15 protein-coding genes are annotated in these 16,928 nt (G+C 47.1%); 13 read left to right on the top strand and 2 right to left on the bottom strand.

The features are described 5' to 3' along the window. The first annotated feature begins 254 nt into the window (after positions 1-254). Positions 255-797 (top strand): SAM-dependent methyltransferase, encoded by a 543-nt coding sequence (locus E1919_RS06940; RefSeq protein ID WP_162052625.1) that lies wholly within the window; start codon positions 255-257, stop codon positions 795-797. A 60-nt stretch (positions 798-857) separates the two neighbouring features. On the opposite strand, the gene E1919_RS06935 is transcribed toward E1919_RS06940, so the two are convergent. Beyond that, positions 858-1,601: a (Fe-S)-binding protein gene (locus E1919_RS06935; protein ID WP_202915866.1), complete on the bottom strand. Its 744-nt coding sequence runs from the start codon at positions 1,599-1,601 to the stop codon at positions 858-860. A 2-nt stretch (positions 1,602-1,603) separates the two neighbouring features. Further along, on the bottom strand, positions 1,604-2,449 hold the full coding sequence (locus E1919_RS06930; protein ID WP_162052624.1) for a hydroxymethylglutaryl-CoA lyase: 846 nt from the start codon (positions 2,447-2,449) through the stop codon (positions 1,604-1,606). Positions 2,450-2,609: 160 nt separating this feature from the next. Here E1919_RS06930 and E1919_RS06925 point away from each other — a divergent pair, with 160 nt between their 5' ends. The 12 genes from E1919_RS06925 to E1919_RS06870 all read left to right on the top strand — a co-directional run bounded on the left by E1919_RS06925 (position 2,610) and on the right by E1919_RS06870 (position 16,908). Continuing rightward, on the top strand, positions 2,610-3,464 hold the full coding sequence (locus tag E1919_RS06925; protein ID WP_162052623.1) for an SDR family oxidoreductase: 855 nt from the start codon (positions 2,610-2,612) through the stop codon (positions 3,462-3,464). A 4-nt stretch (positions 3,465-3,468) separates the two neighbouring features. Then, positions 3,469-4,896, top strand: coding sequence for an aldehyde dehydrogenase (locus E1919_RS06920; RefSeq protein ID WP_162052622.1), 1,428 nt, complete (start codon positions 3,469-3,471; stop codon positions 4,894-4,896). Positions 4,897-5,041: 145 nt separating this feature from the next. After that, the gene (locus E1919_RS06915; protein ID WP_162052621.1) at positions 5,042-5,437 is read left to right on the top strand and encodes a hypothetical protein; all 396 of its coding nucleotides are present in this window, start codon (positions 5,042-5,044) and stop codon (positions 5,435-5,437) included. 77 nt (positions 5,438-5,514) lie between these two features. Continuing rightward, complete coding sequence (locus E1919_RS06910) at positions 5,515-6,576, top strand: CNNM domain-containing protein (protein ID WP_162052620.1); 1,062 nt, start codon at positions 5,515-5,517, stop codon at positions 6,574-6,576. Between the two features lie 265 nt (positions 6,577-6,841). Next, a complete protein-coding gene (murB, locus tag E1919_RS06905; RefSeq protein ID WP_162052619.1) occupies positions 6,842-7,858 on the top strand; it encodes a UDP-N-acetylmuramate dehydrogenase in 1,017 nt (338 codons plus the stop codon). Positions 7,859-8,231: 373 nt separating this feature from the next. Then, positions 8,232-8,624, top strand: coding sequence for a lipocalin-like domain-containing protein (locus E1919_RS06900; RefSeq protein WP_162052618.1), 393 nt, complete (start codon positions 8,232-8,234; stop codon positions 8,622-8,624). A gap of 98 nt (positions 8,625-8,722) precedes the next feature. Then, the gene (locus E1919_RS06895; protein WP_162052617.1) at positions 8,723-9,214 is read left to right on the top strand and encodes a hypothetical protein; all 492 of its coding nucleotides are present in this window, start codon (positions 8,723-8,725) and stop codon (positions 9,212-9,214) included. Positions 9,215-9,652: 438 nt separating this feature from the next. Further along, on the top strand, positions 9,653-9,901 hold the full coding sequence (locus E1919_RS06890; RefSeq protein WP_162052616.1) for a hypothetical protein: 249 nt from the start codon (positions 9,653-9,655) through the stop codon (positions 9,899-9,901). Between the two features lie 428 nt (positions 9,902-10,329). Further along, positions 10,330-10,953, top strand: coding sequence for a hypothetical protein (locus E1919_RS06885; RefSeq protein WP_162052615.1), 624 nt, complete (start codon positions 10,330-10,332; stop codon positions 10,951-10,953). Positions 10,954-11,197: 244 nt separating this feature from the next. Next, complete coding sequence (locus tag E1919_RS06880; protein ID WP_162052614.1) at positions 11,198-14,593, top strand: SusC/RagA family TonB-linked outer membrane protein; 3,396 nt, start codon at positions 11,198-11,200, stop codon at positions 14,591-14,593. A gap of 4 nt (positions 14,594-14,597) precedes the next feature. Continuing rightward, the gene (locus E1919_RS06875; RefSeq protein WP_162052613.1) at positions 14,598-16,052 is read left to right on the top strand and encodes a RagB/SusD family nutrient uptake outer membrane protein; all 1,455 of its coding nucleotides are present in this window, start codon (positions 14,598-14,600) and stop codon (positions 16,050-16,052) included. Positions 16,053-16,068: 16 nt separating this feature from the next. Continuing rightward, positions 16,069-16,908, top strand: a complete 840-nt coding sequence (locus E1919_RS06870) for a zinc-binding metallopeptidase (protein WP_237144068.1) — start codon at positions 16,069-16,071, stop codon at positions 16,906-16,908. Positions 16,909-16,928: the final 20 nt, after the last annotated feature.

The raw sequence follows: 16,928 nt of genomic DNA, 5'->3' as shown, positions 1-16,928 counted from the left end.
TGCCATCAGATTTATACTCCCAGAAAAAGACGCACATATCATTTGCTTTAACTAAAACCTAAACAACTGAATAACAATATAGTGCGTACTTAAAAGGGTTATTTATCAGGAGCCCTGCTAGCCCAAATAATGCCAGAGGTTATAGGGTATGGCATAGAAAAGCCTTATGGATGCGTTGTTTTTAATTTATGTGTTGCAGACGGCGACACTTGACTATAGTCAGTGCATTACGTTGAGAACTTAAACAAAAAACTATGAAAGCAATCAAAAATTCACTCTCCACATTATTCATGGCTGTCTGTGCTACAGTTCTTATGGCGGCACAGGAAATGATGGCTCAAAACTTAGATGTGCCCTATGTGCCCACCCGGCAGGTGGTAGTAGATGCTATGCTGGACATTGCCAAAGTTTCGGAAAATGATGTTTTGTATGATCTGGGGTGTGGGGATGGCCGCATAGTGGTAACTGCTGCCAAAGAGCGCGGCGCAACAGGCACTGGCGTGGATATAGATCCTGAGCGCATTGCTGAAGCGAACGCCAATGCAAGAGAAGCAAACGTGACCGATAAGGTGAGATTCGTGGAAGGTAATCTATTCGAGATGGATCTCAGCGAAGCCACCGTCGTGACTCTTTACTTGCTACCCAAAGTCAACATGCAACTTCGCCCGAAGCTGCTGCAGCTAAAACCGGGTACCCGCATTGTTTCACATGCTTTCGATATGGGCGACTGGGAACCAGACCAAACCATTCAAGTAGACGGCTCCACCATTCACTTCTGGACTGTACCGGAACGGTAAAAATAACTCAGTGTGCGACAGCGGCGAAGCAAAGCTGTTTTCCAGAACACTCATAAAACTTTAAGACCACCCACTCGCCAGCACATCAGCAATATGCATGGTTTTGATGGGCTTGTTCTGTCTCTGGATATAAGCCTCTAAATGCATCAGGCAGCTGCTGTCCGTAGACACAATATAATCTGCGCCTGTAGCGATGGCATTCTCTACTTTCTGCTCGGCCATGGCCGTGGAAATTGCCTCGAACTTTACGGCGAAGGTACCGCCAAAGCCACAGCAGGTTTCATTGTCCTCCATCTCCACGAGCTCGAGCCCCTGCACTTTACTAAGCAGGGCGCGGGGACCTTCTTTGATGCCGCACTCACGCAGGGCGCTGCAGGAATCGTGGTAGGTGAACTTTCCTGGCAAAGCAGCTCCTGGAATATCTGTCACTCCCAGCACATCAGTCAGGAACTCCGTCAGTTCATACACTTTCTTCTGCATGGCACGGTATTTCACCAGTTTAGATGACTTCACGAAAATATCCTGGTAAGCGTTTCGCACCATGCCCACGCAGGATGCCGATGGAGCTACAATATAATGGGATGTCTCGCTGGAAAAGTCATCCAGAAATTTGTTGGCTACCTCCCGGGCTTCGTCAAAGAAACCGGCATTGAAGGCGGGCTGCCCGCAACAGGTTTGATTTTGGTTGTAATTAACTTCACAGCCAACCTTCTCCAGCACTTTCACCATATTCATACCTGTCTCCGGGAAAAGCTGGTCTACGAAACAGGGAATAAATATATCTACAATTATTCTTCTTGCCATAGTTAAGAAAACACAGCGCCAGACTGAGCCATTGCGGATGCAAACGCTGCTTTGTTCAGGTTCAAATTTAAACCAATATTTTCGAAGTAAGCGATTAAATTCTCAGTGGGCATGTTTCCCACCAATTCGTCTTTTGCCATAGGGCAGCCGCCATAGCCACGCAAAGCTCCATCAAAACGACGGCAACCGGACTTGTAAGCCGCCTCTACTTTCTCCTGCCAGGCAACAGGGTTTGTATGCAGGTGCGCCCCGAACTCTATATCCTGAAATGTGGGGATAAGATGCTGAAACAGGTACGTGATACTACCCGGTTCGGACACTCCTATGGTATCAGACAAAGAGATAATTTTTACCTGGAGCTGGTTTAACTCCTCCACAAATTGAATCACTGTCTCTGCATCCCAGGGGTCGTTGTAGGGGTTGCCGAAACCCATGGAGATGTACGTTACCAAGGTTTTGCCGTGTTTGTGGCAGATGTCCTGCATCTGTGCCAGCTGCTGCATAGCCTCTGCTATACTTTTGTTCGTGTTGCGCTGCTGAAACGTCTCTGACACTGACAGCGGAAAGCCGAGATAGGCTATCTGCTGGTGTTGGGCAGCCTCCTCAGCCCCTCGCACGTTGGCAATGATTGCTAACAGTTTAGAGGAAGTCTCCTCCAGTTCAAGATTCGCCAGCACCCCGGCCGTGTCACTCATCTGCGGAATGGCTTTAGGAGACACAAAACTACCGAAATCAATGGTGTCGAAGCCAACCTTCAGAAGCTGGTTGATGTAGGCTATTTTCTGTTCTGTCGGCACAAAAGCTTTCATGCCTTGCATAGCATCGCGGGGGCACTCAATTATTTTCATAGTGTTGATTAACGTCTCAAAAACCGGCTTATGGCCTTTCCCAAATATACAAATTTAGGGAGCATACTGTGTAAAATATACATACCCAAACTTTCTGATATCATATAATTTACATACATTAATTTATTGATTCACGTGTTGCATCCTAACATTGTCTCCCATGACTCAGCTACGAAACAGTACCATACTCATTACGGGCGGCGCCTCCGGCATTGGCAGAATCATGGGCATTTTAAGCTTGCAAAGGGGCGCAAAACAGCTTATCATCTGGGACATTAACCGGCAAAACCTGCAAGAGGTTACAACTGATCTGCAGGGCTTGGGGTATCGTGTTTTTCCTTACGAGGTAGATGTAGCCGACAATGCCGCTGTAGAGGCGGCGGCAAAACATGTACTGCAGGAAACGGGGCCACCTGATATACTTATCAACAACGCGGGGATAGTAGTAGGAAAAGTTTTTGCCGCCCACAGTTATACTGAAATAGCAAACACTTTAAATGTTAATGTATTGGGAGTGATGGCGGTAACACGCGCCTTCCTACCGGACATCATAGAAAAAGGCTCCGGCCACGTGGTAAATATTGGCTCAGCAGCGAGCCTGATTCCTAACCCGCGCATGAGTGTGTACGCTGCCAGCAAATGGGCTGTGCTGGGCTGGTCAGAGAGTTTACGCCTTGAACTGGAGGCCCTGAAACTGGACCTGCACGTCACCACCGTGACACCAAGCTACATTGACACGGGGATGTTTGCCGGTGCAAAAGCCCCGCTGCTGACACCTGTACTACAACCCGAAGAAGTGGCTGACGCCATACTGAAGGCTGTGGAGAAAAACAAAATCATGCTGCGCAAGCCGTTCATCGTGCACCTGATACCGCTGCTGCGTGGCCTGCTGCCCACCCGCCTCTTCGACCTAGTGGTAGGACGTGGCTTCAAAGCCTATTCAACAATGGAAGATTTTGTCGGACGCCCAACTGACAAGGCAGCTCCACGCTATAATTCATCCTTAAAGGTTTAAACTCATGTCAGTCAGATATACTGCTCCTACCACAGTCCTGCCTTCGGGAAACGACCAGCAGCGCATACAGCAACTGGTACAGAAGCAACGTGTCTTTTTCGCTACCGGAAAGACAAAGGAGCTAGATTTCCGGAAACAGCAGCTCCTACAGCTGCAGCTGGCTATCAGGAAATACGAGCAGGAGTTGTTCGACGCCATGTATGCCGACTTCCGCAAACCTGATTTTGAATCTTTCATATCCGAGGTCGGCTTCGTGGAACTAGAGCTGAAAATTACCCTGAAAAACATAGAAAGCTGGGCAAAGCCCAAGCCGGTGAAGGAGGCGCTTCTGAATTTCCCGTCCCGCAGCTACATTTACTCCTCCCCTTACGGGATTAACCTCATCATCGGCCCATGGAACTATCCTTTTAATCTCCTGATTACGCCGCTCCTCGGAGCCATGGCCGCTGGCAACTGTATCATACTCAAGCCCTCTGAGATGGCAGCCAGCACCTCTGCCGTTATTGCAAAAATGATACGGGAAACGTTTGATGAGGAATATGTGGCCGCCATAGAGGGTGGCGTAGAAACAACACAGCACCTGCTGGCACAGCGCTTCGACCACATCTTTTTTACCGGCAGCACACGGGTAGGTCAAATCATTATGAAAGCCGCTGCAGAACATCTGACACCGGTTACACTGGAACTGGGTGGGAAGAGCCCTGCCATTGTAGCCGAGGATGCCGACCTGGAACTGGCGGCGCGGCGCATTACCTGGGGAAAGTTTCTGAATGCGGGGCAAACCTGTGTAGCGCCAGATTATCTGCTGGTACATGAACAGGTAAAAGAAGAACTGGTACAACTTATCACGCAGTGCATCACTGATTTCTACGGCGACGCTCCGGATAAAAGCCCTGACTTTGCCCGTATAATAAACGACAATCACTATGAAAGGCTGAGGGGCCTTCTGCGGCAGGGCACCATACGCACTGGTGGGCAAACAGATGCGGAGCAACGCTACATAGCTCCTACCCTGCTGGACCAGGTTGGCTGGGAGCACCCGGTGATGCAGGAGGAAATTTTCGGCCCTATACTGCCAGTGCTGTCTTACAGTAACCTGGCAGAAGCCATAGAGCTTGTGAACAGAGGCGAAAATCCGCTGGCGCTGTACTTCTTCTCTTCCAGCAGGAAAAAGCAGCAGACGGTGCTGCGTTGTACGCAGTTTGGGGGCGGATGCATCAATGATACTGTTTCACACCTTGCTAACCCCAACCTGCCCTTTGGTGGCGTTGGAGGAAGCGGCGTAGGTAGCTACCACGGCAAGAGCAGTTTTGATGTTTTCTCGCATCAGAAAAGCGTACTGCACCGCGGCACCTGGCTCGACCTGCCCCTGCGCTACCCACCTTACCAGCACCGCTTGCCCCTGCTCCGCAAGCTTTTCAAATGGCTGTAACTGATAGTCAGCATCTTCTATCTCTTTTGAGCTTCTCCGGCAAACCTAGCAGCATATAGCAACGTTTTTAAGATGAAATACCGGTACCTGAATTATCTCAGACACCACACACATCACCTTTATACATAACAGAACTCAGAACGAAATGGAAAATCTTGTAGAGTACCTTGATGAATCGCTGGTGCCACTGGAGGAGAAGATAAAAGTCTACCTTGACGTGGAGCATGGCATTCGCCTGCTAGAGGTTGAACTGCTATCGCTGCAAAGCATCAGGCCGGACTTTTCCCCTGACAGCCCGTATGCGGAGCAGAGTGCATCAGCCGGAAATCTTAGCAGGAAACTGAATGACAAGGAGAAGCGGCTTGCAGAGCTGGTGGACTACCATAAAGTACTGCGGCAGGAAGTAATAAACATGCTGCCCGAAACAAACAAGCTGTTCGAACTGAACCTGGGGTATGGACCAACCATGGTAGGCTATTTTACTCTAGACCCGGAAACACACCAACCGTTGCCTGAACCGGCCCTCCGCATAGTGCATTAATTCATGTAGCCGCTCGTGCGGTTGCCTCTGTCTTAAAAATCACTATCCGCTTCATACCATACCACGTAGTTAAACCAATGGGTTTACTTTTACTATACTTATTAATTGCGCTGTTTTTCTCATTTTTATGCTCCGTACTCGAAGCCGTTCTGCTAAGTATTACCCCCTCTTACATCAGTATAGCTTCCCAGGAAGACCCTGAGTTAGGTAAAAACCTGGAGAAGTTCAAAGACAATGTAGACAGGCCGCTGGCCGCCATCCTAACGCTTAACACATTCGCCCACACCATTGGTGCAGCCGGTGTTGGTGCGCAGGCACAAAAATTGTGGGGAGATGCTTATCTCTCTGTCACCTCTGCCGTTCTAACCATCATCATTCTCATCTTCTCCGAAATTATCCCTAAAACCATTGGAGCCAACCATTGGAGGCAGTTGGCTCCCTTCACCATCCGTACGCTGAAGGTCATGATCTACTCACCACTCTATCCTGTCATCATCCTATCTCAGTTTATAACAAGGAGGCTTAAGAATGAAAAAAACCGGAGTGTGCTTAGCAGAGCTGATTTTACGGCTATGGCGGAAATAGGCATAAAGGAAGGAATATTCAAAAAAGGAGAATCGCAGATTATCCGGAATATCCTGCGATTCAACAAAATTATGGTGCGCCACGTCATGACTCCCCGCACCGTTGTGGTGAGTGCCCGGGAAGATATGTCCATCGTCGATTTTTTCAGAAGTTTCCCGGACCTGCGCTTCTCCCGCATTCCTATCTACAAAGAGAGTCTGGATGATGTTAGCGGCTATGTCCTGAAAGATGAGGTGATGTATAAACTCATCCAGAACGAAGGAGATAAACCACTGAAGTCCATCTCCAGAAAAATTCAGGTGGTACCGGAGCATATGCCCATTCCTACTCTTTTCAACCGGTTGATGGAGCAGCAGGACCAGGTGGCATTAGTGGTAGATGAGTACGGTGGCACAGCAGGGCTGATAAGCATAGAAGACATTATTGAGACCTTGCTTGGCATGGAAATTATTGATGAAATGGACCAGATAGCTGACTTGCAAAAGTGGGCACGCAGCAATTGGGAAAAGCGCTCCAGGCGCCTGGGCTTCAGACCTGGAGAAGAAGAAGCGTAAAGCATTTCTTGTAGTTCAACGAATGCCCAATTATTCCTTTGCTGCTCCTGGTGGCAGCGTATGAAAAAAGCGGTCAGAGCCAGAAGGCCTTCTGCCAGTTTGACGGATTGAATTTTCTACATCAGCTGAAGGCAAAATTACTATTCTGCTTATTTTGGCCGCAGTTCAAGTAAATGCATTTCCACATATTAGTCTGATACCTCCTTTTGCGTGGCATCCTTTTATCTCTTCCAGCACAAAGCTACCTTTGTAAAAACATACCCTTATGAAACTGCAGTCTGATTTTTCGCTTAAACCTTACAATACCTTTGGCATTGAAGCCAAAGCCAAAATTTTCGCCCGCTTTGAAAGTGTGCAGGAGCTGCAGACGCTCTTACAGATGCCGGAGCTACGAGAGGAGGAAAAGCTGATTTTGGGAGGCGGCAGCAACCTACTTTTTACTAAAGACTTTGACGGTGTGGTGCTGCAGAACGGCATAAAAGGAATAGAGGTGATACATGAAGATGAGGAGCATGTATTCATCAAAGCAGGAGGCGGTGAAGTATGGCACGACTTTGTGCTGTATGCCCTGCAGCAGAATTATGGAGGTGTGGAGAACCTCTCGCTTATACCAGGCACGGTGGGAGCTGCCCCCCTGCAAAATATCGGGGCATATGGCGTAGAGCTTAAGGACAATTTTCATGAACTGGAAGCCGTGCATTTAGAGACAGGAGAACTACGTACCTTCGATAATGCCTCCTGCAAATTCGGTTACCGCGAGAGTATCTTTAAAAACAAGATGAAGGGGCAGTATGTGGTAACTTCCGTCGTCTTCAGGCTAGACAAGAAACACACCCTTAACACCTCCTATGGCGCTATCACAACCACCCTGGAGGAGATGCAGGTGCAACAGCCAAGCATACAGGATATAAGCGCAGCCGTTTGCCACATCCGCCAGAGCAAGCTCCCGGACCCAAAGCAAATCGGGAACGCCGGCAGCTTCTTTAAAAATCCCGAGATACCGCTGGAGCACTACAAGCAGCTACAAAAACAGTATGCTACTATCCCCTCCTACCCTGTTTCAGACAGCACTGTAAAGGTGCCTGCTGGCTGGCTGATAGAGCAGTGTGGCTGGAAGGGCAAAGTTTTGGGAAACTACGGTGTGCATAAAAACCAGGCACTTGTATTGGTAAACTATGGTGGAGCCAAAGGCGAACAGGTGCGGCAATTGGCTTACGGGATCATTGCCTCCGTGAATCAGAAGTTCGGCATTCGGCTACACCCGGAGGTGAACATCCTGTAGCTGAGAGCATGTTTAAATTTTGTTTCTGTAAGCGCAAACTGACCATAAAGGGTTCTGGCGAAACGGTTTTAGAGCTTCATAGCAGCGCTATGGAGCGAGTAAACTGTGAAGTCAGGTTCCTTTAGGGGCGGTTTGCAGCGCAAAGGATGAATTTTAAACATGCTCTGAAGTATATTTTATGATAAAATAAGAATGAAGCATCTTTTTCTTTAAAAATATCGTTTCCTCAATATTCATTCAAAACATTATCATAAATCAAACAAAAATGATACGCAAGCACCTTCAATTGCTATGTTTAATCGCACTCGCCCTACCCTTTTTTACTGCCTGTAAAGAGGACAAAGAACATGTAGCGCCCTCTAATAAACAGCTTTTGGTTGCGCACGAATGGAAAGGAGACAATATGTTGATGATGGGAATGAGCGTATCAGAAATTGGCGCGATACAGAACGACATTCCGAACATCCAGACCATAACATTAACGTTTAACAGCGACAACACCTATGTTGCCACAAGCAGTAATGGGCAGATTTTTGAAGGAGACTGGCGTTTTAATGAGGAGGAGACAAAAATTTATTTTGATTTTTTAGGTTTTGGAGAATTTGATGTAAAGAAGCTAACGAGTGATAATTTAAACCTTAGTACGGCTATCTCTAAAAGCCAGCTTACCCTGCTGGCACAGATGCTGAGCACTGACTTGAGACTCATCAATAAGTTTCCGGATGGAACGGAGTTTGAAACGGAATTACGGTTTGTGAAACCCTGATTCGTCTGAATTCAAAAAATTTTGACCCTTCAAAGTTTTGGCGTTTATTTAAAGCCTTTATACAGCTTATTACGTATAGAATCATTTTAAAATGAACCATGAAAAAGTTACACCTGATTGCCCTGCTTTTAGTAACACTGTGCACTTTCTCCCTTACAGGTTGTAAGGATGATGACGAGAATGTTTCACCTAGAACAAGCCTGTTAACCGATGGGGAATGGAGGGGAGATGGAATTTATGCAGGTACGTTCCCTGTAACCACGCTTCTTCAATTTGCTGGCGAAACAGAGTTAGCCGAAGCCTTAAATATCAAGACCACCACCTTTGATTTTGAAAGGGATGGAACTTTCGAGGCAACAAAAGACGGCGTAACAGAAACCGGAACCTGGAGGTTTACCAATAATGAAGAAAGCATCATCATCTCCGGAGATAACCTGACGCTTACGGGTGGCAACGCCAATGAAGTAACTTTCGATATCGTGCAACTAACCGCATCCAATTTTAACCTGGAAATCGATGTACAAGAATTGGGTTATGATTTGTCTGATTATGGTAATTTCAGCACAGTACAGCTGCGCCTGGTAAAATAAACTTCATTTTTTCCCAGAAGAAAACATACTCAGGTTTTAAATTATTGCACAACAAGAGCGGCTCCTTTGAAGGGAGCCGCTCTTGTTGTGTAGGAACACAACGTAATAATTTATCCATTCTCTTCAAGCAGCCGTTCCAGTACTATACCCAACTGCAGGTTCATGGGAACGCGCCTGTTTCACAACTTAAATTGACAACTGCAAGTATTGATAGTACACCCCGTTCCGAACTCTACAATTCTAAAAAGCAACAAACTCAGACTACTATACTTTTTCGTTGCCACTTTATGCCTGATTTCCTTTAACAAGCTGCGATAATGATGATGACGCATAGCCATCTCAACAGGCTTTACTTACAGCAGGAGAATAATAGGGTGCTTCGGTTTATATTAACGAGCAGACTTCACTCAGTTCATTCACTTCGAAGTGGATTTCGAAGTGAATGAACTTTCCTATAGGTTTGATGACAACAGCGAATACCGCCAGATATACGATCCTATTCCTACCATACTTGGCACCTGGGAACTTGCAGGCACAGACCCTGAGGCAATTATTTTTGACAGAGGAGAAACCTACGAATCACGGGCAACTATCATTGCGTTAACTCCCACAGAACTTCACTTGGAGAGCAACAAGTGGTTTGGCTCCCAAAGCCCACCATTAGAAATAAGATTTTCACGACCTTAACAACCAAAAAAGGCTTCATATTGGTCTGAGCTATTTTATTCTCAATGCACTGCAGTAAGTTTTTAAGCTGATGTATAATTCAGTCATCTATGGGATGATTGCTTTACTATAAAAGATCAAAGGCTCCCTGTAAAGGAGCCTTTGATCTTTTAGGGCTGATACCTCTTATTTCATTACAGATGAGAAGCACTCTCGACGATATATTCAGAGGCTTATCTACCACACTTGCCATTTCCACGACACAGTCTCATGCCAACCTTACCAGCATTCACTATAGAGCTTTTCCTTTCTCTTGTTTAAGTCCTAAAGCATGCGCTATGGCAAGTATTTTAGTATGAATTTAATATCTTTTTTAAATAATGCGTATATTAACCAATTCTTCTTTTTAGCTAACAACTCTTACATTTTTAACCCACAAATTTTACATTATGAAAAAAATCTTACAATTGTTCATGGTTCTGGCAATAGCACTGGGCCACACAGCATGTGAAGGTGATGAAGGACCTCCAGGACCAGCAGGACCAGCAGGAACCGCAGGAGCACAAGGACCAGCAGGACCACAAGGTCAGCCTGGTGAGTCAGGTGCAGCGCGAGTATTAGACTTTTCAGTGAACTTTGAGGCTGATGACGACGGCAACTACTCTACAGGAATTAGTTTCGCTGAAACAGAAAATTTTGACTTAACAATATTAGATTCTGATGTGGTGCTAGTGTATGCACTAGCAGGAGCGATTGATGATCCAGAGGATCCTGAAAATAGCATTATCTTCTGGAGTCCACTACCTCAGACGTACAATCTGGAAGGTGGAGGAACTGCAACATATAATTATGCTTATTCCAGATTGTTTTTACTTCTGTTCCTACAATCAGGGGCTAACCTGGCTGATTTTCCAGGTTTAACTGATGATCAGGTTTTCAGGTTAGTGGTTGTTCCGGGCGATCTTTTGAATGGAAGAAAAGCTAAACCAGCAGTAGACCTGACCAATTATGAAGAAGTTATAAAATACTATAACATAGATGACAGCGTTGTAAGAAAAATCAAGATAAAATAAAACAGGTGAATGAGCTGCCATATTCGGCGGCTCATTCATTCCTAATTAGAGTTACAATACCAGAAAATATCAACGGCAGGCATGCAGTGTACAATTACATAGCTGCTACTGCCACTCCTAAAGCTATTACCAGAATTGAAAGGTTGGTTTTATGAATCAACAGATGTGAGTAGTACCAGAGATTTAGTGCAAACCCAATGTTCCACTATGTTATTCATTACTAAATGAACATAGCTACGTCATCATGAATCATAACTTACAAAATTTAAAGCCTTGGTTTCCTTCGTTGCTGCTGATAGCCCTTGTACAGGCAATAACGGTTTACCCTACTCAAGCCAATGTTATCGCGCCAATTCAGGCGCCACAGGACCTTGTGACGGTGAGAGGCACTGTAAGATTACAGCCAAGTAGTGGAGAATCTGCTATAACTTTGCCAGGTGTAACAGTCCTGGAACAGGGTACAACGAATGGAACAGCCACCGATGTGAACGGTAATTTCCAGATACAGGTAAAGCCAGATGCTGTCTTATTGTTTTCCATGGTAGGCTATACAACACAAGCTGTAGATATAGACGGCAGAACAGCCATAGATATAACGCTGGAAGAAAGTGATAATACCTTGAAAGAGGTGGTGGTGACTGGCTACCAGACCATTGACCGTAAAATGTTTACCGGTTCAGCTGCCTTGTTAACCGGCGAAGATGCAAAAAGAGAAGGCATTACAGATGTAAGCCGCATGCTGGAAGGACGCGTGGCCGGAGTTTCTGTGCAAAACGTGTCCGGTACCTTTGGGGCCGCACCCAAAATAAGAGTACGGGGAGCTACCTCTATTACCGGAGACAACAAACCTTTGTGGGTAGTAGATGGTATCATTCTGGAGGACGTGGTGAATGTATCGAATGAGCAGCTTTCTACCGGCGATCCTGCCACGCTCATTGGCTCCTCTGTTGCCGGCCTGAACCCCGATGATATTGAAAGCTTCCAGATACTGAAAGATGCCTCCGCCACTGCCATGTATGGTGCACGGGCCATGAATGGTGTGGTGGTAATCACAACAAAAAAAGGCCGCGTAGGAAAGCCGCTGGTGTCTTATACCGGGAACTTCTCCACCTACCTGAAGCCCACCTACAGCTCCTTCGACATCATGAACTCCGCTGACCAGATGTCGGTATATGCGGAACTGGAGCGCAAAGGCTGGCTCAACCATTCCGACGCCTCCCGAAGACAGAACGGAGGTGTGTATACCCAAATGTATGACCTGATTAATAGATATGACCCAGCATCCGGTACATTCGGGCTACAAAACACGCCGGAAGCAAGAGCGGCATTTCTGGAGCGCTATGCCAGAGCCAATACTGATTGGTTTGACGTGCTGTTCAACAACTCCTTTATGCAGGAGCATTCAGTGAGTATATCCTCCGGTACCGAAAAAACACAGCTCTATTTTTCTACCAGCTTTCTAAAGGATGAAGGATGGTCCGTAGCCGACGAAGTGAAACGCTTTACAGGCAATGCGCGGGCAAACTTCAACTTCTCAGATAAGTTATCGCTTGGCCTGATCACACAGGGATCTATCCGGGATCAGCAGGCACCCGGCACGATTGGCCGCATCAGCAACCCGGTAAGCGGCGAGTTTAGCCGCGACTTTGATATTAACCCTTTCAGCTATGCCCTTAACACAAGCCGTACACTAACAGCCTTTGATGAGAACGGGAACCCGGAGTATTTTAGGAGAAACTTTGCTCCTTTCAACATCCTGAACGAACTGGAGAATAACACACTGGACCTTTCAGTGCTGGACCTGAAACTGCAGGCAGACCTCAATTATAAGATATTCAGTAACCTCAACTATAACTTCTCAGGAGCTTTGCGCTATGCCAATACCAACCGGGAGCACAAGGTGCGGGAAGACGCCAACATGGCCGAGGCTTATCGCGCTGCCGGCGATGCAACGGTTCAGGAAAGAAACAGATTCCTGTACCGCGACCCTGACAACCCAGAGGCACAGCCGGTGGTGGTACTACCCTATGGTGGTTTCTATAACACAAATGATGATAACCTGGTCAGCTATTACCTCCGCAATACACTGGACTGGGATAAGACGTTTGACATCCATACCGTCCGCGTGTTCGCATCGCAGGAGCTGCGTTATGCTGACCGTCAGAATAAATTCTTCAACGGATACGGTTACCAGTATAATAAAGGGGGCGTGCCTTACATCGATCCTAATATCATCAAACAAGGGGTAGAAGGAAACTTCAATTACTATGGCATGAGCCTGCGCTACGACCGGTTCCTGGCTTATATGGCAAATGCTGCCTATTCCTACAATGGGAAGTATAATTTGAACGGTACAGTGCGCTACGATGGTTCTAACCTGCTGGGCGAGTCCCGCACGTCACGCTGGCTGCCTACCTGGAACGTCAGCGGCTCCTGGAATATAGACACCGAGCCATTTATGCAGCAGCAGGACATGATAAACCGGCTGACCCTGCGTGCCACCTACGGCCTCACAGCCAGCATGGGCAATGCCACAAACTCCAGCCTGGTGTTGCAGAGCGGCAGTACCAGAAGGCCTTACCTATCAGAAGTAGAGTCTATGATTTATATTCAGAACCTGGAAAACTCGGAGCTGACTTGGGAAAAGCAATATGAAACTAACGTGGGCGTGGATGCCGGTTTATTTAATGAGCGACTGCAATTAACGGTAGATGGCTATATCCGAAATGCATTTGACCTGATTGGCCTGATCAGAACGTCTGGTATAGGTGGAGAGGGCTTGAAGATTGCCAACTATGCTGATATGAGATCCCATGGTTTAGAAGTAACGCTGGGTGGTGGCGTTGTTGAAAGCCAGAACTGGAAACTGAAATCGCAGTTCACGTTCGGCTACAACGAAGGTGAAATCACTAATCTGAAAAACAACCCGGACATCTGGTCGCTGGTAACGCCGGAGGGTGGGCCCAAAGAAGGCTATCCATACCGTGGCCTGTTCTCCATCCGTTTCGACGGACTTGATCCAGACAACGGCTCTCCTCTTTTTATGAACGAAAACGGGGAAAGAATCGGTAATGTATACTTGCAGAGCGACGAAACCCAATACCTGAAGTATGAAGGCCCTGTGGACCCAATTGTGAACGGTGGCTGGTTTAACTCGCTAGGGTACAAAGACTTTAGCCTTTCGGCGCTGGTAACGTATAGCGGAGGCCATAAAATCAGGCTTAACCCTGCTTTTAAAAACAGTTATACTGACCTTGATGCCATGCCTTACGACTTCCTGAATCGCTGGGTCCTGGCAGGAGATGAAAACATTACTAACATTCCTTCTATTCTGGACCGTGTGGAAGCAGCAGAATTAGGAGGCACTTATCCTTACAACAACTATAATTACTCGACTGCCCGTGTAGTGGATGGCGACTTTGTACGCCTGAAGCAATTATCCCTTAGCTATAACCTGCCAGCTAACCGGGTAAAATCCATTGGTTTTAATAGCCTCTCGTTAAGTTTGGTGGCTAATAACCTGTGGCTGCTATATGCAGACGAAAGGCTGAACGGACAGGACCCGGAGTTCTTTGGTGCTGGTGGTGTGGCCATGCCTGTTCCGCGTCAGTTCACTTTATCACTCAAAGCAGGTCTTTAATAGTATGAAAAAGATAATTCTATATACTTGCCTTGCCACTTTGGTTGCGGCCACTGGCTGCGAAGACTACCTGGAGCAGGCCGTTGATCAGCGGACGCAGCTGGAAACGGAGCAAAACATCAGTGAGTTGTTAGCTACAGCATATCCACAGGCTGGCTATACCACTTTTACGGAGGCGATGTCGGACCTGGTACTGGATAAAGGTACCGGAACGGTAGTGGTGAACGAAATTAACGAGAACGCTTACCTTTTCCGCGATATAGAGGACAGGAATCAGGATTCTCCGGATTATTACTGGAACGCCTCCTACGCCGCCATTGCTGCGGCAAACCATGCCCTGGAAGCGATAGAGCGTGCACCTGATCCAACAGTTTACAATGCCCAGAAAGGCGAAGCTTTGGTGGCCCGCGCCTATGCTCATTTTATGTTGGTAACGCTTTTTGCCAAAGTCTACGATCCTGCTACGGCCGCTTCCGATCCGGGGGTGCCGTATGTAACGGAACCGGAAAAGGTAGTAATGCAGCAGTATGATCGCAGAACAGTGGCTTACGTGTATGAGCAAATTGAGCGTGATTTAACTGAAGGCTTGCCGCTGATAGACAATAATTCCTACCGCGTACCTAAATACCATTTTAACACCGCCGCTGCGCATGCTTTTGCTACCAGGTTCTACCTGTTCAAAAGAGACTATCAGAAGGTGATAGATCATGCCAACCAGGTCTTTCCGGGTGGCAACATTGGTCCTAACCTAAGGCCGTGGGTAAGCATGTATAGCACCCTCACAGCGAATGAAGGACTGGCAAGGTATACACAGGCTACTGAGAGCTCAAACTTGCTTTTAGTGGAGGCTCCCTCTTTGTGGGCGCGTAATTACGGGCGTTACCGGTATGGCCTGGCCACGCCTATTGTAAACGAGCTGTTCAGAAGTGAAAATGTGACCGGTGCCACATGGATTTACCCCTTGTATACCCAAGGGACCGAGAACTGGCTTGTCCTGAAATTCCGGGAGCACTTTGTGCGCGCCGATGTGAACGCGGATATAGGTTTTCCTTATACTATCTACCCACTGCTGACAGCGGAAGAAGTGTTGTTCAACAGAGCCGAAGCTTATCTGGAGTTAGGATATACTGAGGCTGCCAGAGACGATCTCAACACGTTTGCCAGTACCCGCATAGAGAACTACAATGCCACTACCCACAACATTTCTGATATGAAGCTAAGAGCCTTCTATGGGACCAGAGATGTGAAAGAAGGATTGATGGCCGCTTTACTTGACTTTAAAGCGGCAGAGTTTGTGCAGGAAGGCATGCGTTGGTTTGATATTCTGCGGCATAATATTACGGTGGAGCATCCAACTGCCGACGGGCAGGTGATTGTATCAGCGCCGGGCGATCCGCGCAGGGTACTGCAAATACCCCAGGAGGCTGAACTGGCAGGCGTAGCCCAAAATCCACGCTAAAGAAAAAGACATGAACATGAAATACATCAGATTATTCCTGCTGCTCTTCTCAGTAAGTTTTATTTCATCTTGCTCTGAAGACGACGATCCTGACACACCGCTTCCCAATCTTGGAGGCGAAACCTGGGTACAGGGACCATTAGATACTTGGCTTTATCAAAATTTTGTTACGCCATATAACATCGAGGTAAAGTATCGCTTCGACAGGTATGAAGTTGCCTTGAACAGAGTATTAGTACCCGCCAGGGAAGACAAGGTAATCCCGGTGATGGAAACGATAAAGAAGACGTGGATTGAGCCTTATGAACAGGAAGCCGGTGCAACATTTATCAAGAGCCTGGCACCGAAGCAGTTTGTATTGGTTGGCAGCGCCGAATATAATACAAACGGCACGATCACCCTCGGAACAGCAGAAGGCGGACGTAAAATAGTGCTGTTCGTGGTAAATGACTTTGACCCAAAGCTGGAGTCTGAAGTAAAGCAAATGCTGCATACCATTCATCACGAGTTCGCGCATATTTTGCACCAGACGGTCATGTACCCCGAAGAGTACAAGCGGATTACAACAGGCTATACCGCCAGCTGGAACGACTTTTCACTGGTTGATGCCCGGTCACGGGGCTATATTACACAGTATGCCAGAAGCAGCCCTGACGAAGATTTTGTAGAAATGATATCTATCATGCTGATAGAAGGCAAAGAAGGCTTTGACGCTATTGTAAACAGTGCCCCGGAATCAGCACAAACTGCCTTCAGGCAGAAGGAACAGCTAGTGGTTCGCTATTTTAAAGAAGCCTGGAACATCGATTTTTATAGTCTGCAGGCAAGATCTCAAACAGCTATTGATGCCCTGTAATTTCGCCCCCAGGCACCGTA

It is taken from the genome of Pontibacter pamirensis (assembly GCF_010015475.1).
GTDB lineage: Bacteria > Bacteroidota > Bacteroidia > Cytophagales > Hymenobacteraceae > Pontibacter > Pontibacter pamirensis.
Note: the sequence above shows the minus strand (reverse complement) of the source record. Positions and strands in the feature narration are given on the sequence as shown.